The following is a 20,717-nucleotide window of genomic DNA, read 5'->3' on the forward strand; positions in this document are numbered from 1 at the left end:
TCCCCCCTACCCCACCTCGAGCACCAGTTCGAACGTCATCAGCACGGGATTGTCGCCGCGCGTGAGCCGCCCGCTTGCCATGGCTCCGGTGAAATCGACCAGCGCGACGTCGATCTGCGCCTGCACACCCTCCCCCTCATCGGCGATGAGCCCCGATGTGATCGCGACCTCGGTGGCAAAATTCTCGACCCTTCGGCCATCCGTGAAACGCACCCCGATCGTCGAGCCGACGCCGCCATGGATCGTGGCGCGCCGGATCCCGCGCTCGGCGCAGAACGCCTCCAGCGCCGTGGCGAGATCGACATTGGGCCTCACGCGCAGCGCATGAAAACGCCCATCCCGCGTCGTGCCCAGCGGCGGCACATGCGCGGGGCCAAACAGCTTGAAGTTGGTCTCGGGGTCGGGCCCCGCCACGAACACCGCCCCGTCGAGCCCCACCGCCGGCAGCGTGATTTCCTCCGCCACGATCGCCTCCTCGGGCAGGATGTGACCGCCGCTGCGCTCGCCCGAGGCCTCGCTCCACAAGGCATGGCAGTGGAAGAACGGCACGCCATCGCGCAGGCCGAAGGTCAGGGCTCCGGCCTCGACGCGCGCGATGCCGGGCGGCCGGAACGTCTCGCTGTAGAACGCCGCATGCTTCGGCGTCTTCGACAGCGCCGGCATGACATAGGCGAAAGGGCCGAGCCCCAGGCCGTCGATCCGGGCGACGCCGCTGGTAAAGCCCGCCGCCGCAAAGCTGCGCCGCACAGCCTCCAGCAGCGGCAGGCCGGCCTGAAGCGTCATCTCGAAACGCAGGCCGTGGCTCTCGGCGAAGACGATGCGCGCGGGCGCGGGCGGACCAGGCTGTTCGATGCGTCTCAAGAAACGGTCCTCAGCCAATCCAGCTCGCCGCGCGCTTCCAGTTCGTCGCGAACCAGGCGCTTGGGCACCTTCCCATAGCCTGATTTGGGAAGCGCATCCCAGAAGAAGAAGCGCTTGGGCATCTTGTAGCGGGCGATCTTCTCGGAGAGGAAGCCTGCGATCTCGGCCTCGCTCGCCTGTGCGCCGCTCCGGCAAACGCAGACGGCGACCCCGATCTCGCCCCAGACCGGATCGGGCAGACCCAGCACCGCGACCTCCGCGATCGCCGGATGCGTCAGGATCTTCTCCTCGATCTCGCGCGGATAGATGTTCGAGCCGCCGGAGATGTACATGTCCGAGGCGCGGCCGGTGATGTAGACGAAGCCCTCTTCATCCATATGGCCGAGATCGCCGGTGCGGAACCAGCCGTTCCGGAACGACTTCGCATTGGCCTCCGGGTTGTCGTAATAGCCGGCGAACACGGCAGGCCCGATCACGCAGATCTCGCCCTGCACGCCCGTCTCGACCTCCTCGCCCGCCTCGTCCTGAATCTGCACCTGCATTGCGGTGCGGGCATAGCCGCAACTGCCGACACGCGCATTCGGCCCGTCCTCCGCCGCATGCAGCGAGGGCGGCAGGACGGTGATGTTGCCGGTGACCTCGCCCAGCCCGAAATACTGCACCAGCACGGGGCCGAGCGTCGCCAGCGCCCGCTTCTGGTCTTCGCGATACATCGGCGCCCCGGCATAGATGACATAGCGCAGCGACGAGTGATCGTGCTGCTCGACCGCCGGATGCTCGACCAGCATCTTCAGGATCGTCGGCACCGTGAACAGGCTGGTGACGCGGTGGCTGGCGATCAGCCGCCAGGCCTCGTCGATGTCGAAGCGCTCGGTCGGCAGCAGGATGGTGGTCGCGCCGCGCGCCGCCAGCATCAGCTGATGCACGCCCGCCCCATGCGAGAGCGGCGCCACCACCAGTGAGGAATCGGCTTCCGTCGTGGCCGGCACCAGGTCGCAGAGATGGTTGGTGATGACGAAGCCCATCTGGCCGTGGGTCAGCACCGCGGCCTTGGAGCGCCCGGTCGTGCCCGAGGTGAAGAAGAACCAGCACGGGTCGTCATGCTCGACGGCGACATCGGCGACGCGCTCGCCCATGTGCCGCGCGATCACCGCGCCGACCTCGTCCTCGCCGAAGGCGCCGGGCCCGACCCGCCAGGTGAAGTCCGGCGCGGGGGTCGCCTTCGCCACTGCCGCCGCATGGTCGGGAAAATCGCCATGACACACGAAGGCCTTCGCCCCGGACGAGGTCGAGAGATAGGCGACTTCGTCGGGCAGCAGCCGGAAATTCGTCGGCACCCAGACGGCGCCGAGCCGGAAGGTCGCGAACATCGACACATACATCGCGTCGCAGTTCTTGGAGTGCACCAGGATGCGGTCGCCCTTGCCGATGCCGCACGCCCTCAACCCCGCCGCCAGCGCCGAGACCTGCGCATCGAGATCGGCCCAGCTCAGCGTCAGCCCGCCCCAGATGAAGGCAGGGTGATGGGAGAGCCGGCGCGCGTTCTGCGCCGCGATATGGCCGAGATTCATCACTCGTCGCGTCATCGGGACAACGCCGCCGGTGGGGGGAGAGGCTGTCATCACGGTCATTTTCTGGATCTCCCTCGACGAAAGCGCGCGGTCATCCCGGGCGGAGCGAAGCGCAGACCCGGGATCCATGCCTGAACCGTTCCGGAATGGATCCCGGGTCTCCCTGCGGTCGCCCGGGATGACGGCGCTCTGTGAAATTCGCAGCTGTGAGCGAATGAGCCGGTGCTTTCTGCCATCACGCCCGCCTCGCCTCGAGCGCCACATTGACAGGCCGTCCGCCCATACCTTTGCCCCCGGACACGAACATCTCGGCGAGCAGCCGCTCCATCCGGGCGACCTCCTGCGCGAGGTGACCGGCGAGTTCCTCCTGCCGCGCCGGCTGCATGCGGCTGTCGATCGCGGCCAGGCTGAGCGCTCCGGCGACGCGCCCGTCGGGATAGCGGAAAGCCGCGCCGATGCCCCATGAGCTGCTGACCAGCCGGCCGGGATTCACCGAGAAGCCACGCTCCCGCGCCAAGGCCAGATCGGCGCGGATCAGCGCGGGCGCGAAGCCCGGATACTGCGCCAGCAGCACCGCCTCATTGGCCGTCACGATACGGTCCACATCATCGTCCGGCAGCGCCGCCAGCAAGGCGAGCGAGCCGGCACCGACGCCCAGCGGATGCTGGTCTCCCATCTGCAGGGCGTGCGTGCGCACCGGATAGGTGCCCTCCTCGCGATGCAGGCAGACGCAGTAATTGTCGCGGCGCACCGAGAGGAAGCTCGTGTCCATCGTCACCGCCGAAAGCCGCCGCAGGCTCTCCATCGCCAGTTCAAGGAGCCCGTGCCGCCGCGCAGCCAGCACGCCGAGCACGAAAGCCTCCTCGCCAAGGCAGTAGTGCCGGGATTTCGGCTCCTGCTCGACCAGCCCGGCCCGCATCAATGCGAGCAACAGCCGGCGCGCAGTCGGCTTATTGAGGCCGCTGCCGGTCACGATCTCAACGAGCGGCAACCCGCCGGCCGGTTCGCGGCCGATCAGAGCAAGCAGTCGCAAGGCGCGGTCGACGCTCTGCGACCCGGACATCCCGGCGCGCGACGCGTGTGTTGCTACCACCCTGGCTTCCTCGAGATTGGTCCACAATATGGACCTTATTCTTATCGCAAGAGCCTAGATGGCTCCATTCCGGATTGCAATGCCGTGTCGTCCGTGTAATCTCCGCAGCAACCGGATGTGATCTCGATCACAGTATGGACCGCGTCGACGGCTGCACGACAAGCCACCAAGATCGACGCGCATGGGAGGATGAACCGATGTCAACACAGGCAACCCGCAAGGGCGCCGGACGCGCGCCAGCTCTGCTTTCGCCATTGGCAAGGAGCGCCTTGCGCTCCAGCCTGGCCTGCGCCTAAGCCGCATCATGGTCGATATCGCCGACAGGATCGCCCTGCCCGAAGCCATCGCCGAACTTGACGACGTCCGCCCGGGCTCGCCCTTCATGCGCCCGGTCGAGGCGATCGCGGCAGGTCTGGTGGCGCTGATCATCGGCGTGCTGCTGCTCGGCGTCACCTCGCGCTACGTCTTCTCGCTGCCGGTGATCTGGATCGACGAGGTCGCCTCGATCTCGTTTCTCTGGCTCGCCATGCTCGGCTCGGCCATCGCCATCGACCGTAACGAGCATCTCCGGCTGACGCTGTTCATCGGCATGATGCCGGAGCGCCTGCGCGGCTTCGCCAACACCTTCGCGCTTTTGGTGGTCGCCGCCTTCCTGCTGGCGATGGTCTATCCGGCGATCGATTATGCGATCGAGGAAAGCTTCGTCACCTCGGCGGCACTGAACATCCCCAACAGCTGGCGCGTCTCGGCGCTCGCCACCGGCATCATCCTGATGTCGCTTCTGGCGCTGCGGCACGCCTACCGGACCTCGACCCTGCGCGATCTCGTGCTGGCGACCGCGCTGGTCGTCGCCATCGGCGTGGCATTTTACCTGCTGACGCCGGTCTTCAAGGGGCTGGGCTACGGCAACATCCTGATCTTCCTGCTCGGCGTCGTCGCGCTTTGCCTGGTTGCCGGCGTGCCGATCGCGTTTTGCTTCGGCATGGGCACGCTCTGCTTCCTGATGTTTTCGACCAGCGTTCCGATGATCGTGATGGTCGGCCGCATGGACGAGGGCATGTCGAGCATCATCCTGCTCTCCGTTCCGATCTTCGTCCTGCTCGGCTGCGTGCTCGATGCCACAGGAATGGGCAAGGCGATCGTCGATTTCCTTGCCTCGATGCTTGGCCATGTCCGCGCCGGCATGTCTTATGTTTTGCTCGGCTCGCTGTTCCTGGTCTCGGGCATCTCGGGCTCGAAGGTCTCGGATATGGCGACGGTGGCGCCGGCCCTCTTCCCGGAGATGAAGCGGCGCGGCTACCAGCCCAAGGAGTTGATCGCCCTGCTCGCCACCGGCGCGGCGATGGCCGACACCGTGCCGCCCTCGATCGTGCTGATCGTGCTCGGCTCGGTCGCCGGCGTCTCGATCGCCGGCCTGTTCAACTCCGGCTTTGCCATCGCGATGGTGCTGCTGCTGGCGTTGGCCATTCTCGCCCGCTGGAAGGCGCGTCATGAGGACATGGCCGGCGTACGCCGCGTCTCGCTTTCAGTCATCGGCAAAAGCGCGCTGATCGCCGGTCCGGCGCTGGTGCTGCCCTTCATCATCCGCGGCGCGGTCGGCGGTGGCGTCGCCACAGCGACGGAAGTCTCGACCATCGCCGTACTCTACGCGCTGATCATCGGCATGATCCTTTATGGCGGCATCAGCCGGCGCAAATTCTACGCGATGTTCGTCGAGACCGCCGCCTTGTCGGGCGCGATCCTGATGATCCTGGGCACGGCGCTCGCCATGGCCTGGGCCCTGACCCAGACCGGCTTCGCCCGCGATCTCGCCAATATCATGACCGGGCTGCCCGGCGGCTGGCTGACCTTCATGGCCGTGACCATCGTCGTCTTCATGATCCTCGGCTGCGTCCTGGAAGGACTGCCGGCCATCGTGCTGATGGCGCCGCTGATGTTCCCGATTGCCAAGAATCTCGGCATCAACGATGTGCATTATTCGATGGTCGTGGTCACCGCGATGAACATCGGCCTGATGACGCCGCCGATCGGCATCGGCTTCTACATCGCCTGCAAGATCGGCAATGTCTCGCCCGACGAGGCGATGGGCGCGATCTGGCCCTATCTCATCGCGCTGCTGGCCGGACTTATCATCATTGCGGTGGTGCCGGTCCTGTCGACCTGGGTGCTGTGAGGGAGGAAAACAGCCGACCCGACCCTCTGCCCTCATCCTGAGGAGCCGCGTCAGCGGCGTCTCGAAGGATGCTCCAGATGTCTCCGAAACCTCCTGGAGCATCCTTCGAGACGCGCTCCTGCGGAGCGCTCCTCAGGATGAGGGCTTAGAACACCAAGCTCGACCACAAGCCAAAAACAAAACCACCACAGGGAGAAGACACCATGACCATCTCACGCCGCACCCTGCTGCAGGGCACCGCCGCCGCTTCCGCGATCGGCACCTTCCATATCGGCTCCGCCTCCGCGCAGACCCCCGAATTCGCCTACAAATACGCCAACAACCTGCCGCTCGCGCATCCGATGAACATCCGCGCCAATGAGGCGGTCGAGAAGATCAAGGCCGAGACCAAGGGCCGCGTCTCGATCCAGATCTTCCCCAACAACCAGCTCGGCTCCGACACCGACATGCTGAGCCAGGTCCGCTCCGGCGGCGTCGAGTTCTTCACGCTGTCGCCGCTGATCCTTTCGACCCTGGTGCCCAACGCCTCGGTTTCCGGCATAGGCTTCGCCTTCCCCAACTACGACACCGTCTGGAAGGCGATGGATGGCGAGCTTGGCGCCTATGTGCGCGGCCAGATCGGCAAGGCCAATCTCGTCGTCATGGACAAGATCTGGGACAACGGCTTCCGCCAGATGACCTCGTCCAAGGGGCCGATCAACACCCCCGACGACCTCAAGGGCTTCAAGATCCGCGTGCCGGTCTCGCCGCTCTGGACCTCGATGTTCACCGCCTTCCAGTCGGCGCCCGCCAGCATCAACTTCGCCGAGGTCTACACCGCGCTGCAGACCAAGATCGTCGACGGCCAGGAGAATCCGCTCGCGATCATCTCGACCGCCAAGCTGTTCGAGGTGCAGAAGTATCTCTCGCTGACGAACCATATGTGGGACGGCTTCTGGTTCCTCGGCAACAAGCGCGCCTGGGAGCGCCTGCCCGAGGATCTGCGCGCCATCGTCGCCAAGAACCTCAACGCCGCCGCCGAGCTGGAGCGCGCCGACGTCGCCAAGCTCAACGCCGGCCTGCGCGATGATCTGACCGCCAAGGGCATGATCTTCAACGAGACCAAAGCCGACCCCTTCCGCGACGCCCTGCGCAAGGCCGGCTTCTACGCCGAGTGGAAGAAGAAGTATGGCGACGAGGCCTGGGCGATCCTGGAGAAGGCCGTCGGCGGCTCGCTGAGCTGAGCAGAGAGGCTTTCGACGACCGCGCCCGTCATTCTCGGGCGAAGCGCAGCGCAGACCCGAGAATCTCCTGCAGGAGATGCTCGGGTCGAGCCCGAGCATGACGGCGCGGTTCGACCGCGACACGAAAGAGACCCCACCATGGCCGACCGGCTCAAGGGCAAGATCGCCATCGTCTTCGGTGCCGGCTCCTCCGGCGAAGGCTGGGGCAATGGCAAGGCCGCGGCTGTCGCCTATGCCCGCGAGGGTGCCCGCATCGCCTGCATCGACATCAGCCAGGCGGCGGCCGACGAGACCGCCGCGATCATCAATGGCGAGGGCGGCGTCGCGATCGCGCTCGCGGCGGACGTCACGCAGCAGGCCTCGATCGATGCGGTGGTGGCTGCCACGATGACGCGCTTCGGGCGCATCAACATCCTGCACAACAATGTCGGCGTGACCCATATGGGCGGGCCGGTGGAGCTCTCCGAGGAGCAGTTCAAGGCCGCGATCGACCTCAATCTCGGCCCGGTCTATCGCTGCTCCAAGGCCGTGATCCCGCATATGCTGGCCGGCGGCGGCGGCGCGATCGTCAACATCTCCTCGATCGCCGCGATCCGCTGGGTGGGCTACCCCTATTTCGCCTACTACGCCACGAAGGCTGCCGTGAACCAGGCGACGGTGGCGCTCGCCATGCAGTATGCGCGGCAAGGCATCCGGGCGAACTGCATCATGCCCGGGCTGATCGACACGCCGATGATCTACAAGCAGATCTCCGGGCAATACGCCTCGGCCGACGAGATGGTCGCCGCCCGCGACGCGCTCGTGCCGATGGGGAAGATGGGCACCGCCTGGGACATCGCCAACGCGGCCGTCTTCCTCGCCTCCGACGAAGCGAAGTTCATCACGGGTGTCTGCCTGCCGGTCGATGGCGGACAGACCTGTTCGGTCGGGGCGATGGGATGATTCATCTGCCTCAATTTGCGCTCCGAAACACGCCGTCATTCCGGGCAAGCGAAGCGCAGACCCGGAATCCATCGTAGGGACCTGCGCTCGACGATGGATTCCGGAGCGGCGCCGCTGCGCGGCTTGTCCGGAATGACGGCGAAGTTTCCGAGCGAAGAAGCGCTGCATCATTTCTATCAACCCGGAACACCACGAACGATATTCCATAGCTGGAACACTTGATCCATTCCGCCGGCGCTGCCAGAACGGAACCAGAGATTTCGGCGACCGCAAGGCGTATTTTGATGGATGACGGATCCCCCCCCGATCTCCCCCGCGATTTCGACGGGCTGCGGGCGCTCATCCTCAGTCGCCGCCAGTCTCTCCCCAAGCGCATAGCCCAGGTCGCCGCCTATGCGCTCGACAATCCAGACGAGATCGCCTTCGGCACGGCCGCCAGCATCGCCGAGGCCTCCGGCGTCCAGCCCTCGACGCTGGTGCGCTTTGCCCAGCATCTGGGCTTCGACGGGTTCACCAGCCTGCAGACGGTGTTTCGCGGGCGCCTGCGCGAGCGCAACTCCAGCTATGAGGAGCGGCTGGCCGCGCTGCGCGCCGATGTCGGCGGCAACGGCGCCCATCACCGCATCTTGGAAGGATTTCTGACAGCCTCGGGCACCTCGCTGGACCTGATGGCCCGCTCGATCGACGCAGCCGCTCTCGACAGCGCCATCGCCGCGCTTTCTGAAGCCGAGACGGTCTACATCCTGGCGCGACGTCGCTCTTATCCGGTTGCGAGCTACATGGGCTACGCGCTCGGCAAGCTCGGTGTGCGCAACCAGCTCGTCGAATCGGCGGCCGGCCTCGCGCCGGAAATCCTCTCCTTCGCAACGAAGCGCGACGTCGCCTTCGCCGTCAGCTTCTCGCCCTATGCCCCGGAAACCATCGAAGAGACGCGTGTTCTGTCCGAGCGCGGCGTGCCGGTGGTGGCGGTCACCGACAGCGCCTTTTCGCCGCTCGTCCAGTTCGCGACGATCTGGTTCGAGGTCGCGGAGGCCGATTTCGGCGGGTTCCGCACGCTCTCGGCCACGATGGCGCTGGCCATGACGCTGGCGGTCGGTGTCGGCGACACCCGCCGGGGCCGCAAGCCGGCCAGGCCACGCGCCAGAACGCAGACGGCCATCGCCTGACGGCCGGCCGCGGGAACGCTCGTTCCGAATTGACTACACAGTAGAATTATTATTTCGTCAGCCGCGCGGCGCCGGTGCCCGCGTCGGGCAGCGATGATGGACTGGCAAGGGCGGGAGAAACCCATGGCGGCAGCGCAAGCCGGGCCGGCGCAAATGCTCGACGTTATCACCATCGGTCGCGCCTCGGTCGATCTCTACGGCCAGCAGATCGGCTCGCGGCTCGAGGATGTCACCTCATTTGCCAAATCCGTCGGCGGCTGCCCGGCCAATATCGCGATCGGCACGGCTCGGCTGGGCCTGCGCTCGGCGCTGCTGACCCGCGTCGGCAACGAGCAGTTCGGCCGATTCCTGCGCGAGCAACTCGCCCGCGAGGGAGTAGCCCTCGACGGCGTGACGACGGACCCGACGAGGCTCACCGCGCTCGCCATCCTCTCGGTCGAAAGCGACACCTCCTTCCCGCTCTTGTTCTACCGCGAGAACTGCGCCGACATGGCGCTGGAGGAAGACGATGTCGACGCGGCCTTCCTCGCCACCGCCCGCGCCGTCGTCGTCACAGGAACCCATTTCGCCAGGCCCAACACCGAGGCCGCCCAGCGCAAGGCGATGCGCCTGATGCGGGCGCAGGGCGGCAAGATCGTGCTCGACATCGACTACCGGCCCAATCTCTGGGGCCTCGCCGGTCATGCGCAGGGCGACAGCCGCTACATCGCCTCCGCGGCCGTCTCTGAGCGGATGAAGACGGTCCTCCCCGGCTGCGATTTGATCGTGGGCACGGAAGAAGAGGTGCTGATCGCCTCGGGCGAGAGCGATTTGCTGCCGGCGCTGAAGACCATCCGCGCGCTGTCCTCGGCCACCATCGTCCTCAAGCGCGGCCCGATGGGCTGCATCGTCTATGAGGGCGCGATTCCCGACGATCTCGAAGCCGGCATCGTCGGCAAGGGCTTCCCGATCGAGGTCTACAATGTGCTGGGCGCGGGCGATGCCTTCCTGTCGGGCTTCCTGCGCGGCTGGCTCGGCGGCGAGAGCCTGAAGACGGCGGCGACCTGGGCCAATGCCTGCGGCGCTTTTGCCGTCTCGCGCCTCCTCTGCTCGCCCGAAAGCCCGACCTTCGCGGAGCTGCAGTACTTCCTCAAGCACGGCAGCCCGCATTTCGCGCTGCGCAAGGACGAGGCGATCAACCACATCCACTGGGCGACGACGCGCCGACGCGACATCGCCGCGCTGATGGCACTCGCCTGCGACCACCGCGTTCAACTGGAGGAACTCGCCGCCAGGCTCGGCGCCGATCCCGCCCGCATCCGCGCCTTCAAGGTGCTGGCGGTCAAGGCCGCCGCCCGCGTCGCCAATGGCCGGCCGGGCTACGGCATGCTGCTCGACGAGACGCATGGCCGCGAGGCGATGTTCGAATTCGCCCGCCACCCCTTTTCCTGGCTCGGCCGCCCCGTCGAGCTGCCGGGATCGCGTCCCCTGCGTTTCGAGACCAGCCAGGACATCGGTTCGCTCCTGCCGGAATGGCCGGTCGACCACTGCATCAAGGCGCTCTGCTTCTACCATCCCGACGACGAGCCGGCACTGAAGCAGGCCCAGCAGGACAAGCTGCGTGGCCTGTTCGAGGCGGCGCGAAAAGTCGGCCGCGAATTGCTGATCGAGATCATCGCCAGCAAACACGGCCCGCTGCGCGACGACACCATCGCCCGCGCATTGCAGGAACTCTACGCGCTTGGCATCAAGCCGGACTGGTGGAAGCTCGAACCACAGGCCTCAGCCCTGGCCTGGAGCGCGATCGAGAGCGTCATCGCGCATAACGATCCCTGGTGCCGGGGCGTGCTGCTTTTGGGGCTGGACGCGGCTCTCGACGAACTCGAAGCCGGCTTCGCCGCGACGGCATCGACCCCCATCGTCAAGGGCTTCGCCGTCGGCCGCACGATCTTCATGTCCGCTGCCGAAGGTTGGCTGTCCGGCAGGCTCGACGACGAGGCGGCCATCGCCGACATGGCCCGCCGTTTTGGCGCCCTGACCGACCTCTGGCTTGCCACGCGCGGCCGCAAGGCGGCGTAGTCTATGTCCGGCCGGGAGCCACCTCTGTCATTCCGGGGCGCGCCGCAGGCGCGAACCCGGACCCACGACCAGGTGAGACATCTCAAACCCGGTTGCGAATGGCTCGCCGGGTCGTGGGTTCCGGGTTCTTCGCTCCGCGAAGCCCCCGAATGACACCATTATTTGTGATAGAGAGTTGAAACCCGACATGATCGCCACCATCCGCCTCACCATGGCGCAGGCGCTGACGCGCTTCCTCAGCCGCCAGATGACCGAGATCGACGGGGAGAGTCTGCCCATCTTCGGCGGCGTCTGGGCGATCTTCGGCCATGGCAATGTCGCAGGGATGGGCGAGGCGCTCTGGCAGGAGCGCGAGCGCCTGCCGACCTTCCGCGCCCATAACGAGCAGGCCATGGCCCATGCGGCGATCGCCTATGCCAAGGCCCATATGCGCCGCCGCTTCATGGCCGCGACGACCTCGATCGGCCCGGGCGCGACCAATCTGGTGACCGCAGCAGCGCTGGCCCATGTCAACCGCCTGCCGGTCCTGCTGCTGCCGGGCGACGTCTTCGCCAACCGTATCCCCGACCCCGTCCTCCAGCAGGTCGAGGCTTTTGGCGATGGCACCGTCTCGGCCAATGACTGCTTCAAGCCGGTCTCGCGCTATTTCGACCGTATCACCCGCCCCGAGCAGATCATCCCGGCGCTCGCCCGCGCCATGCAGGTGCTGACCGACCCGGCCGAATGCGGCCCCGTGACGCTCGCGCTCTGCCAGGACGTGCAGGCGGAAGCCTATGACTATCCCGAAAGCTTCTTCGAAGAGCGCCTCTGGTGCCCGCGTCGTTCGCGCCCGGACCGTACCGAACTTCAGGCTGCCGCGGCCGCGCTCAAGGCGGCGAAGAAGCCGCTGATCGTGGCCGGCGGCGGCGTGCTCTACTCGAGCGCCAGCGGCGACCTTGCCCGCTTCTCGACCGCGACCGGCATCCCCGTCTGCGAGACGCAAGGCGGCAAGTCTTCCCTGCCGGACGACGCTGCGCTGAACATGGGCGCCATCGGCGTCACCGGCACGAGCGCGGCCAACCGCCTCGCCGCCGAGGCCGACCTGATCCTGGCCGTCGGCACCCGCCTGCAGGATTTCACCACCGGCTCCTGGACGCTCTTCGGCGGTTCGGACAAGACGATCATCGGCCTCAACGTCCAGCCTTTCGATGCCGGCAAGCATCGTGCTCTGTCCCTCGTCGCCGATGCACGCGAGGGTCTGACCGAGCTCTATCCGGCACTGGGCAACTGGCAGGCCCCCGAAAACTGGACGGACAACGCCAGGGCCGGCAAGGCCGAGTGGCGCAAGGAGGCCGATGCGGTCACCGCCACGACCAACGCCGCCCTGCCCTCGGACGCGCAGGTGATCGGCGCCGTCCAGCGCGCGCTCGGCTCCGATATCATCCTGCTGCATGCGGCAGGCGGCTTGCCGGGCGAGTTGCACAAGCTCTGGCAGGCCGGTCCTCCCGGCTCCTATCACGGCGAATACGGCTTCTCCTGCATGGGCTACGAGATCGCCGGCGGGCTCGGCGCCAAGATGGCGCGGCCGGACCGCGAGGTCGTCGTCATGGTCGGCGACGGCTCCTATCTGATGCTGAACTCCGAGATCGCGACCTCCGTGATGCTCCGTCTGAAGCTCACCATCGTGCTCCTCGACAATCGCGGCTTCGGCTGCATCAACCGCCTCCAGAACGCCACGGGGAGCGCCTCCTTCAACAATCTGCTCCAGGACGCCCGACACGAGACCTTGCCCGAGATAGACTTCGTCGCCCATGCGGCGAGCCTCGGCGCCATCGCGCTTAAGGCCGGCTCGATCGCCGAGTTCGAAACCGCGCTCGCCCAAGCCATAGCGAACACCCGCACCACGGTCGTTGTCATCGACACCGACCCGCTCGCTTCGACGCAGGCCGGCGGGGCCTGGTGGGACGTCGCGGTGCCGGAGGTCAGCAAGCGCGCGGAGGTCCGCGCGGCGCGGGCGGAGTATGACTCCAAACGGCAGCGCCAGCGTGTCGGGAATTAAGCGCGCCGTCATCCCGGGCGGAGCGAAGCGGAGACCCGGGATCCATGCCGGAACGGTTCAGGCATGGATCCCGGATCGGCGCCGCTTCGCGACTTGTCCGGGATGACGGCGTGTTTCCATTAACAACAGCATGGGACAGACCCCACACATGATCCGCATCGGCGCAAACCCCATCGGCTGGTCGAATGACGACATGCTGGAGATCGGCGGCGACATCCCGCTCGAAACCTGCCTGAGCGAGGCCCGCACGGCGGGCTTCACCGGCATGGAACTCGGCAACAAGTTCCCGCGAGATGCCGCGACGCTAAAGCCGATCCTCGACGCTCACGGCCATGCGCTGGTTTCCGGCTGGTATTCGACGGAGCTGCTGGTCCGCGACGTCGCCACCGAGATGGCCGCCGTGAAGGCCCATGCGACGCTGCTGCGCGACATGGGCTGCAGCGTTCTGATCGCGGCGGAAACGTCGAACGCGATCCACTCCGATATCGCCACTCCGCTCTCCGCCCGGCCGATTCTGCCCAAGGACGGCTGGGCCGATTTCGGCGCGCGTTACACCAACTTCGCGCAAGCAGTGCGGGACGAATATGGCCTCCAGCTCGTCTACCACCACCATATGGGCACGGTGGTGCAGAGCGAATCCGAGATCGATCGCTTCATGGCGGTAACGGGCGACCCGGTCGGGCTGCTGCTCGACACCGGCCACGCCACCTGGGGCGGCGGCGATCCCGCCCGCATCGCCCGCCACTGGAAGCCTCGCATCCACCACGTCCATGCCAAGGACATCCGAGAGGACGTGATGTGGCAGGCCAACCGCGAGGACTGGTCGTTCCTGCGGTCGGTGCTGGCCGGCGTCTACACCGTGCCGGGCGACGGCCTGATCGATTATGTCCGCGTGCTGCGGGAGCTTCACGGCTATTCGGGCTGGATTGTCGTCGAGGCCGAGCAGGACCCGCAGAAGGCGGAGCCCGCCACCTATGCCAAGCTCGGCCATGCCAATCTCAACCGCTTCATCGAGAAAGCAGGGCTGGCGTGAGCGCACCCGAAGCACTCATCCTTGGGTAGCCGAAGCCCGACCGGTATCCCGCGCATCGAACGTCCTGCCCTATGATGCGTCCCGGCCGGCGCGGCTGTGCCGCTGGGCCAGGATCACGAGGCCGGATGATCTCTCACGCCCCGCATTTGTAGACCGTCCCGGACGTCGACGGCCCCTTCCACTTGATGTCGGCGACGCTGCTCAGCACATGCGTCCCGCCCATGTCGGCGCCACGGATTTTCAGGCGCGACAGGGCCGCCTCGCGTGCCTTGTCGAGCACCAGGATCGCGTGAAGCTCCGAGGCGCCGTCGATCTCGCCGAGCCTGGTGCAGGGCTCGACGATCGCCTTGTTGTCCGTCAGGACGACGATGTTCGAGCGCGCTGTCGGGATCGCGCAGGAGCCAAGCATCAGGGCTGAAACGATCAGGGCAGTCGGCAGCAGCAGGCGTCGCAGCATGAGGGCTGTCCTTGGGCATCGGCAAACGGCAGCCCCCATGTTCCGTTGCTTTGCCGCAATTTCAAGGCCTGATCACGGGCCTCAGCGCGATGTCGGCCCGCCGAGATGCAGCACCGCCTCCAGCAGCGTCCGCGCATACGCCGTCTGGGGTGCGGCAAACAACGCCAGGCTCTCGCCCTGCTCGACGATCTGCCCGTTCTGCATCACCACCGTGCGCTCGCACATCATCCGGACGACGTTGAGGTCGTGGCTGACGAAGAGCAGCGCCAGATCGTCCTCGCGCCGCAAACGGTCGAGCAGTTGCAGGATCACCGCCTGGACGGAGACGTCGAGCGCCGCCGTCGGCTCGTCGAGGATCAGCAGGCGCGGCCGGCAGGCGATGGCGCGCGCGATGCCGACACGCGCCTTCTGCCCGCCCGAAAGCTGGTGCGGGAAGCGCTCCAGCAATTCGCTTGGCAGCCCGGCGCGTTCCGCGCATTCGCTGACGCGGGCGGTCAGTGCCGCCCCGTCCTTCATGTTCAGAAGCCGCCGCAGCGGATGGGCGATGCAGTCGAAGGCATTGAAGCGCGGGTTGAGGCTGTCGGTCGGGTCCTGGAAGACGATCTGGATGTCCTTGCGCAGGGGCGAGCGGTGGAAATCGCGCGCCGGCAGCGTGCCGATCGCCTGCCCGTCGAACAGGATCTCGCCCTCGCTGGCGTCGATGAGCCGGCAGACCAGCCGCGAGATCGTGCTCTTGCCCGAGCCGGATTCGCCGACGAGGCCGAGGCTCTCGCCGGCCCTGATCGAGAAGGAGACGTCGTTCACCGCGACCACGCCGCGATCATAGCGCTTCACCAGATTTTGCACTTCGAGCAACAGCGGCGTGCCGGGCGCGGGTTTTCTCTTTTCCGTGTTTCCCAAGCCCTCATCCTGAGGAGCGGACATAGTCCGCGTCTCGAAGGATGCTCCAGCGCACTCTGGACCATCCTTCGAGACGGCCGCTACTGCGGCCTCCTCAGGATGAGGGCTGTGGGACAAAGGCGGCGAAAGCGCCTCCGGCGCGAGATCCGCGATCGTCGAGGTCGCGGTCGGCGAGGCCGCGACGAGGCGCTTTGTATAGGGGTGCTGCGGCGCGCTGAACAGCGAGAGCGGCTGCGCCTCCTCCACCACCTTGCCCTGCTCCATCACGCAGACGCGCTGGCAGTAGCGCGAGGCGAGGCCCAGATCATGCGTGATCAGGATCATCGCCATGCCGCGCTCGGCGGTGATCTTCGCCAGCAGGTCCATCACCGTCTTCTGCGTGGTGACGTCGAGTCCCGTCGTCGGCTCGTCGGCGATCAGCAGCTTGGGCGCGCAGGCGATCGCCATGGCGATCATGACGCGCTGGCACATCCCGCCGGACAGCTCGTGCGGATAGGCGTCGAGCCGCTTCTTGGGATCGCGGATCAGCACGGCCTTGAGCAGGTCGAGCGCCCGCGCCCGGCCCTCCCCCGCCGAGATCGGCTCATGCGCCATGATCGCGTCGGCGATCTGCTGGCCGACCGTGCGGATCGGGTTCAGCGCGCCGCGCGGATTTTGGAAGATCATCGAGATCGCCGCGCCATGCAGGCGGCGCAGCTGCTTCGAGGAGGCGCTGGTAATGTCCTCGCCGGCAAAGCGGATGCTTCCCTGGCTGACCCGGCCGGAGGCATCGAGCAGCCGTGTCACTGCAAACGCCGTCACCGATTTGCCGGAGCCGCTCTCGCCGACGACGCCGAGCGTCTCGCCCGCCGCGACCGAGAACGACACCCCGCGCACGGCCTCGACCAGCCCGCGCCGCGTCGAGAAGGTGACGTGGAGATCGTCGATGGCGAGCAGGGGGACATTGCTGGCAGAGGTGGTCATGATCAAAACTCTGCCGCCTGGCGACCCAACCGCGCCGTCATCCTGGGCCGAAGGCCCGGGATCCATCCTGGAGCGCTAGCGCCCTTTGATGGATCCCGGCCTGCGCGGCTTACGCCGCTTGTCCAGGATGACGGCGTGTTTCCGAGAAAAACCGGCATGCGTTTCACGTCCGCATCCGCGGATCGAGGATGTCGCGCAGGCCGTCGCCGAGCAGGTTGAAGCACAACACCGTCAACATCAGCGCCAGCCCCGGAAAGGCGACCAGCCACCATTTGCCGGTCGAGATGAAGCGCGCGCCCTCCGCGACCATGATGCCCCACTCCGGCGTGGGCGCAGAGACGCCCAGCCCGATGAAGGAGAGGCCCGCCGCGTTCAGGATCGCCCAGCCGAGATTGAGCGAGACCTGCACCGCCATCGCCGGCAGCACATTGGGTAAAAGGAAGCGCAGAACCACCGAGACATGGCTGTCGCCGCTGGCGCGCGCGGCCTCGACCCAGCCGGCATTGCGGCGGACATTCACCTCCGCCCGCGCGAAGCGGATATAGAACGGCAGGTTGATGATCGCGGTCGCGATCACGATGTTCTCGACCCGGTTGCCGAGTGCGGCGACCATCGCCATCGCCAGCACGAAGAGCGGGAAGGCCATCAGCACGTCGACGAAGCGCCCGACATAGCGGTCGAGCCGCCCGCCGGTATAGCCGCAGAGCGCCCCGACCACCGCGCCGAGCACGAAGGACAGGCTCACCGCCGAGGCCGCGATCGCGAGATCTAGCCGCGTCGCCACGATCAGCCGGCTGAACACGTCGCGTCCAAGCTGGTCGGTTCCCGCCCAGTATTTCGCGCTCGGCGGCTGCAGCGCATTGGCGACGTCGGACGCGATCGGATCGAAGGGCACGATCCAGGGGCCGATGATGGCGAGCAGGCACAGGATGAAGGCGCCGGCCGCCGCGACAGCGGTCACCGGGTTGCCGCGCAGGATCCAGACGGTGTGGCGAAGGGTGGATGAGGTCATGAGATGGCTCCTCCCCTGTCTTTCCGGGGCGCGCCAAAGGCACGAACCCGGAACCCACGACTGGGTGAACCCGTCCCGTCATTCTCGGGCGAAGCGAAGCGCAGACCCGAGAATCTCTTGGGAGCTAAGCTCGTTTCCGAGATGGTCGGGTCAAGCCCGACCATGACGTGTGCTGAAAATCCCCTCATTCCACCGACACCCTGGGATCGGCGACGCCGTAGAGCACGTCCACGGTCAGGTTCACCACGACGAAGATCGAGGCCATCAGCAGCACGAAGCCCTGCACCGGCGCGTAATCGGAGGCCAGCAGCGCATCGAGCGCGTAGGAGGCGACGCCGGGCCAGGAGAACACCTTCTCGACGAGAACGTTGGCGCCGAGCATGGTCGAGAACACGATGCCCGCGATGGTCAGGACCGGCAGCAGCGCGTTCCGCAGCGCATAGGTGACGATGACCTTGCGTGGCGGCAGGCCGAGCGAGCGCGCGGTGCGGACGAAATCGCTGCCGAGCGAGGCCAGCATCGCCGCGCGCGTGATCCGCGCCAGCGGCGCCACCACGAAGAGCGCCATGGTGAAAGCCGGCAGCACGAGCTGCGAGGCCGCTGCGCGCCAGCCCTCCCAGTCACCGGCCAGCGCGAAATCGATCAGCAGGAAGCCGGTCACCAGCGGCGGCTGCGACGAGAAGATGTCGACCCGCCCCGTCGGATCGGGTGCTATCCCCAGCAGATAGTAGAACGCATAAATTAACAGCAGCCCCGAGACGAAGGTCGGCACGCAGACGCCGAGCGCGCAGATGAAGCGCACGATGTGATCGACAAAGGATCCCTGCCGCAGCGCCGCCGCGACACCGAGCGGGATCGCGGTCAGGAGCGCGATCAGCAGGGCGGAGAAGGTCAGCTCCAGCGAGGCCGGCAGACGGGATTTGAGGTCGGCCAGCACCGGCTGCCCCGTTGTCAGCGAGCGGCCGAGATTGCCTGAGCCGATATCGCCGAGATAGCGCACGAGCTGTTCGGGCACCGGCTTGTCGAGGCCCATCTGCTTGCGGATCATCTCGATCTCTTCCTTGCCCGCGCTGGGGCCCGACGCGAAGAACACCGCCGGATCGCCCGGCAGCACCCGCATCAGCAGGAAGGTGAAGACGAGCACGCCAAACAGCGCCGGCAGCGACGAAGCGAAGCGCCAGCCGGCGCGTTTGGCAGTGGTGGAGAGTTGCGACATGCGTTCGTGGTCTCGCTCGCCCTGTTTCAAATCCACTCCGTCATCCTGGCCAAGCCGCGAAGCGGCGCGGGCCGGGATCCATCATAGGGCATCTCAGTGCTCGATGATGGATCCCGGACTTCGCTTGCGCGAAGCCCAGGATGACGTTGTGGTCTGCGAGCCGATCAGCCCAACTTCACTTCCGGCTCAGATCCCGGAAGTCGATCTGCCGGTGGAACTGGTAGACATAGCCCTCGACCGAGGGCGCCATCACCGCGTCCTGCGACGGCTGCCAGAGCGGGATCTGCGGCATCAGCTCGAAATGCCGCGTGTTGAGATCCTTGCCCAGCGCGGCGTACTTGGCCATGTCGGGCTCGAAACGGGCGGTCTGGGCCCATTCCGTGATCTGCGGATCGTTCAGCGAGGAGTAGTTCCAGCGGATCGGGCCGATATAGAAGTTGCGGTAGAAGTAATCCATCGAGGGCAGCCAGGCGACGATGCCCTCGGTAAAGAACGGCACCTTCTTCTCGTTGATCAGCGTCGACATCTGCGCGTCCGGCAGCTTCTGGATGTCGACCTTGATGCCGATCTTGGCGAGCGATTCCTTCAGCAGCGCCGCCATCGGCTCAGCCGTGCTGGCCTGGCCGACATTGAAGGAGAAGGTCGTCGAGAACCCGTCGGGGAAGCCGGCCGCGGTCAGGAGCTTCTTGGCTTCCGCCAGATCGGTCTTCACCGGCTGCGGGATCGGGAAGGTCGCGCCCGTCGGCGCCTTGCCGTCGGCCCAGGTCGCGCCATAGAGCGGCGCGCCGCGCCCAAACAGCGCCGCCTTGAACATGTCCTCATAGGGCAGCGCGGCGGCGATCGCCTTGCGAACTTCGATCTTGTCGAAGGGCGCCATCTGGTTGTTGAACGAGACGAAGGTGATGGCGTTGTACTGCGGGGTCGAGATGACCTTGAGCTTGCCCTTCTTTTCGAGATCGGCGGCATCCGTCGCCTGCAGGTCGATGGCGATGTCGGCATCGCCCTTCTCGACGAGGTTGGCGCGGGTAGCGGCCTCGGGGATCGTCTGGGTGATGATGCGCTTGAAGGCGGCGGGCTTCTCCGCCGAGCCGCGGTTCCAGTCCGGATTGCGGCGCAGGATCGTGGTCTCGCCGGGCTTGAAGCTCTCGATGATATAGGCGCCGGAGCCTGCGGTGTTCTCCTTCAGCCAGGCCAGCGCCCAGGGGTCTTCGGCTGTCGCCTTCGACTTGGCGAGCTTGGAGTTGAAGATCACCGGATAGACCACGGCGAGGTTGGCGAGCGCCAGCTTGTCGGGCTTGGGCAGCGTGACTTCAAACGTGTGCGCATCGACGACCTTGAATTGGTCGGCCGAAGTCAGCGAGCCCGTCAGGAGCTGGCCCTTGCCGAGCACATTGGCGGTCACCGCACGGTCGAGCGACCACTTCACGTCCTCCGCCGTCACCGGCGCGCCGTCATGGAACTTGGCGTCCTTGCGCAGCTTGAAGGTGATCTTCAGACCGTCGGGGCTCACCGTGTAGCTCTCGGCGAGCTCCGGCTTGAAGGTGTCGAGGTCGAAGACCCATTTGCCGTCGAGCTGCTTCTTGCCGAAGGAGAGCAGGCGATCATAGGTCAGCAGTGACAGGCCGAAGGCCTCGCGCGTCGAGCCCGGGATATTGGGGTCGAGCGTGTTGATGGCGGCGCCGGTGACGTGGCGCAGAGTCTCGGCGCGGGTCTGCGCCAGTGCCGGCAGGGCCGTCGACGACAGAAGCACAGTCGCCAGGCAGGCTCTCCTCAAGATGCTCATGATGATCCCCTCGCTTTTTTTGGTGACGATCGACAGGTTGGTTCCGTACGGAACATTATGCAAGGCCGGTGCCATGGGTTCTCTCAGCTCCCCGAGAGCGCCGCTGGGAGGTCACTCCCTCCCCCCGCTTGCGGTGGGGAGGGCTGGGGGGGCCGAAAAGCCAGAGCCCCATCCTTCGAGGTCTGGCCGAGCGGCACTGCCCCCCACCCTAGCCCTCCCCACCGCAAG

Annotated in this window: 15 protein-coding genes; 7 read left to right on the top strand and 8 right to left on the bottom strand. The window is 66.5% G+C overall.

Annotated features, from left to right (window positions below; genetic code table 11):
- Positions 1 to 6: 6 nt before the first annotated feature.
- From IP69_RS00890 to IP69_RS00900, 3 genes are all read right to left on the bottom strand, one after another.
- A complete protein-coding gene (locus tag IP69_RS00890) occupies positions 7 to 861 on the bottom strand; it encodes a DUF296 domain-containing protein (protein ID WP_054140911.1) in 855 nt (284 codons plus the stop codon).
- Positions 858 to 2,483 carry an acyl-CoA synthetase gene (locus IP69_RS00895; RefSeq protein ID WP_082358723.1) on the bottom strand — a complete coding sequence of 542 codons (1,626 nt, stop codon included), beginning with the start codon at positions 2,481 to 2,483 and terminating at the stop codon, positions 858 to 860. The genes IP69_RS00890 and IP69_RS00895 overlap by 4 nt, the downstream gene beginning before the upstream one ends.
- A 184-nt stretch (positions 2,484 to 2,667) precedes the next feature.
- The gene (locus IP69_RS00900; RefSeq protein ID WP_349236282.1) at positions 2,668 to 3,525 is read right to left on the bottom strand and encodes an IclR family transcriptional regulator; all 858 of its coding nucleotides are present in this window, start codon (positions 3,523 to 3,525) and stop codon (positions 2,668 to 2,670) included.
- Positions 3,526 to 3,829: 304 nt separating this feature from the next.
- Between IP69_RS00900 and IP69_RS00905 the strand changes: the two genes are divergently transcribed.
- From IP69_RS00905 to iolE, 7 genes are all read left to right on the top strand, one after another.
- Positions 3,830 to 5,698, top strand: a complete 1,869-nt coding sequence (locus IP69_RS00905) for a TRAP transporter large permease subunit (RefSeq protein ID WP_054140913.1) — start codon at positions 3,830 to 3,832, stop codon at positions 5,696 to 5,698.
- Positions 5,699 to 5,901: 203 nt separating this feature from the next.
- A complete protein-coding gene (locus IP69_RS00910; protein ID WP_054140914.1) occupies positions 5,902 to 6,921 on the top strand; it encodes a TRAP transporter substrate-binding protein in 1,020 nt (339 codons plus the stop codon).
- Positions 6,922 to 7,059: 138 nt separating this feature from the next.
- The gene (locus IP69_RS00915) at positions 7,060 to 7,863 is read left to right on the top strand and encodes a glucose 1-dehydrogenase (protein ID WP_054140915.1); all 804 of its coding nucleotides are present in this window, start codon (positions 7,060 to 7,062) and stop codon (positions 7,861 to 7,863) included.
- A 284-nt stretch (positions 7,864 to 8,147) separates the two neighbouring features.
- On the top strand, positions 8,148 to 9,029 hold the full coding sequence (locus tag IP69_RS00920) for a MurR/RpiR family transcriptional regulator (RefSeq protein WP_054140916.1): 882 nt from the start codon (positions 8,148 to 8,150) through the stop codon (positions 9,027 to 9,029).
- A gap of 123 nt (positions 9,030 to 9,152) precedes the next feature.
- Positions 9,153 to 11,087, top strand: coding sequence for a 5-dehydro-2-deoxygluconokinase (gene iolC / locus IP69_RS00925; protein ID WP_054140917.1), 1,935 nt, complete (start codon positions 9,153 to 9,155; stop codon positions 11,085 to 11,087).
- A 187-nt stretch (positions 11,088 to 11,274) separates the two neighbouring features.
- Positions 11,275 to 13,125 carry a 3D-(3,5/4)-trihydroxycyclohexane-1,2-dione acylhydrolase (decyclizing) gene (iolD, locus tag IP69_RS00930; RefSeq protein ID WP_054140918.1) on the top strand — a complete coding sequence of 617 codons (1,851 nt, stop codon included), beginning with the start codon at positions 11,275 to 11,277 and terminating at the stop codon, positions 13,123 to 13,125.
- Positions 13,126 to 13,273: 148 nt separating this feature from the next.
- Positions 13,274 to 14,158 carry a myo-inosose-2 dehydratase gene (gene iolE, locus IP69_RS00935; protein ID WP_054140919.1) on the top strand — a complete coding sequence of 295 codons (885 nt, stop codon included), beginning with the start codon at positions 13,274 to 13,276 and terminating at the stop codon, positions 14,156 to 14,158.
- Between the two features lie 133 nt (positions 14,159 to 14,291).
- Here the strand turns inward: iolE and IP69_RS00940 are convergent, their stop codons facing one another.
- From IP69_RS00940 to IP69_RS00960, 5 genes are all read right to left on the bottom strand, one after another.
- The gene (locus IP69_RS00940) at positions 14,292 to 14,615 is read right to left on the bottom strand and encodes a hypothetical protein (protein WP_054140920.1); all 324 of its coding nucleotides are present in this window, start codon (positions 14,613 to 14,615) and stop codon (positions 14,292 to 14,294) included.
- 81 nt (positions 14,616 to 14,696) lie between these two features.
- Positions 14,697 to 16,478, bottom strand: a complete 1,782-nt coding sequence (locus IP69_RS22240) for an ABC transporter ATP-binding protein (RefSeq protein WP_054140946.1) — start codon at positions 16,476 to 16,478, stop codon at positions 14,697 to 14,699.
- 163 nt (positions 16,479 to 16,641) lie between these two features.
- Positions 16,642 to 17,490, bottom strand: coding sequence for an ABC transporter permease (locus IP69_RS00950; protein WP_054140921.1), 849 nt, complete (start codon positions 17,488 to 17,490; stop codon positions 16,642 to 16,644).
- A gap of 184 nt (positions 17,491 to 17,674) precedes the next feature.
- Complete coding sequence (locus tag IP69_RS00955) at positions 17,675 to 18,706, bottom strand: ABC transporter permease (RefSeq protein WP_054140922.1); 1,032 nt, start codon at positions 18,704 to 18,706, stop codon at positions 17,675 to 17,677.
- Positions 18,707 to 18,881: 175 nt separating this feature from the next.
- Positions 18,882 to 20,489: an ABC transporter substrate-binding protein gene (locus IP69_RS00960; RefSeq protein ID WP_054140947.1), complete on the bottom strand. Its 1,608-nt coding sequence runs from the start codon at positions 20,487 to 20,489 to the stop codon at positions 18,882 to 18,884.
- Positions 20,490 to 20,717: the final 228 nt, after the last annotated feature.

This window comes from Allobosea sp. AAP35 (assembly GCF_001295925.1).
Classification (GTDB): Bacteria; Pseudomonadota; Alphaproteobacteria; order Rhizobiales; family Beijerinckiaceae; genus Allobosea.

Coding starts and splice junctions, on each gene's coding strand:
- IP69_RS00950 (WP_054140921.1), bottom strand. CDS start 17,490: ATGACCTCATCCACCCTTCGCCACACCGTCTGGATCCTGCGCGGCAAC.
- IP69_RS00895 (WP_082358723.1), bottom strand. CDS start 2,483: ATGACAGCCTCTCCCCCCACCGGCGGCGTTGTCCCGATGACGCGACGA.
- iolC (WP_054140917.1), top strand. CDS start 9,153: ATGGCGGCAGCGCAAGCCGGGCCGGCGCAAATGCTCGACGTTATCACC.
- IP69_RS00905 (WP_054140913.1), top strand. CDS start 3,830: ATGGTCGATATCGCCGACAGGATCGCCCTGCCCGAAGCCATCGCCGAA.
- IP69_RS00960 (WP_054140947.1), bottom strand. CDS start 20,489: ATGAGCATCTTGAGGAGAGCCTGCCTGGCGACTGTGCTTCTGTCGTCG.
- IP69_RS00915 (WP_054140915.1), top strand. CDS start 7,060: ATGGCCGACCGGCTCAAGGGCAAGATCGCCATCGTCTTCGGTGCCGGC.
- iolE (WP_054140919.1), top strand. CDS start 13,274: ATGATCCGCATCGGCGCAAACCCCATCGGCTGGTCGAATGACGACATG.
- IP69_RS00920 (WP_054140916.1), top strand. CDS start 8,148: ATGGATGACGGATCCCCCCCCGATCTCCCCCGCGATTTCGACGGGCTG.
- IP69_RS00940 (WP_054140920.1), bottom strand. CDS start 14,615: ATGCTGCGACGCCTGCTGCTGCCGACTGCCCTGATCGTTTCAGCCCTG.
- IP69_RS00955 (WP_054140922.1), bottom strand. CDS start 18,706: ATGTCGCAACTCTCCACCACTGCCAAACGCGCCGGCTGGCGCTTCGCT.
- iolD (WP_054140918.1), top strand. CDS start 11,275: ATGATCGCCACCATCCGCCTCACCATGGCGCAGGCGCTGACGCGCTTC.
- IP69_RS00910 (WP_054140914.1), top strand. CDS start 5,902: ATGACCATCTCACGCCGCACCCTGCTGCAGGGCACCGCCGCCGCTTCC.
- IP69_RS22240 (WP_054140946.1), bottom strand. CDS start 16,478: ATGACCACCTCTGCCAGCAATGTCCCCCTGCTCGCCATCGACGATCTC.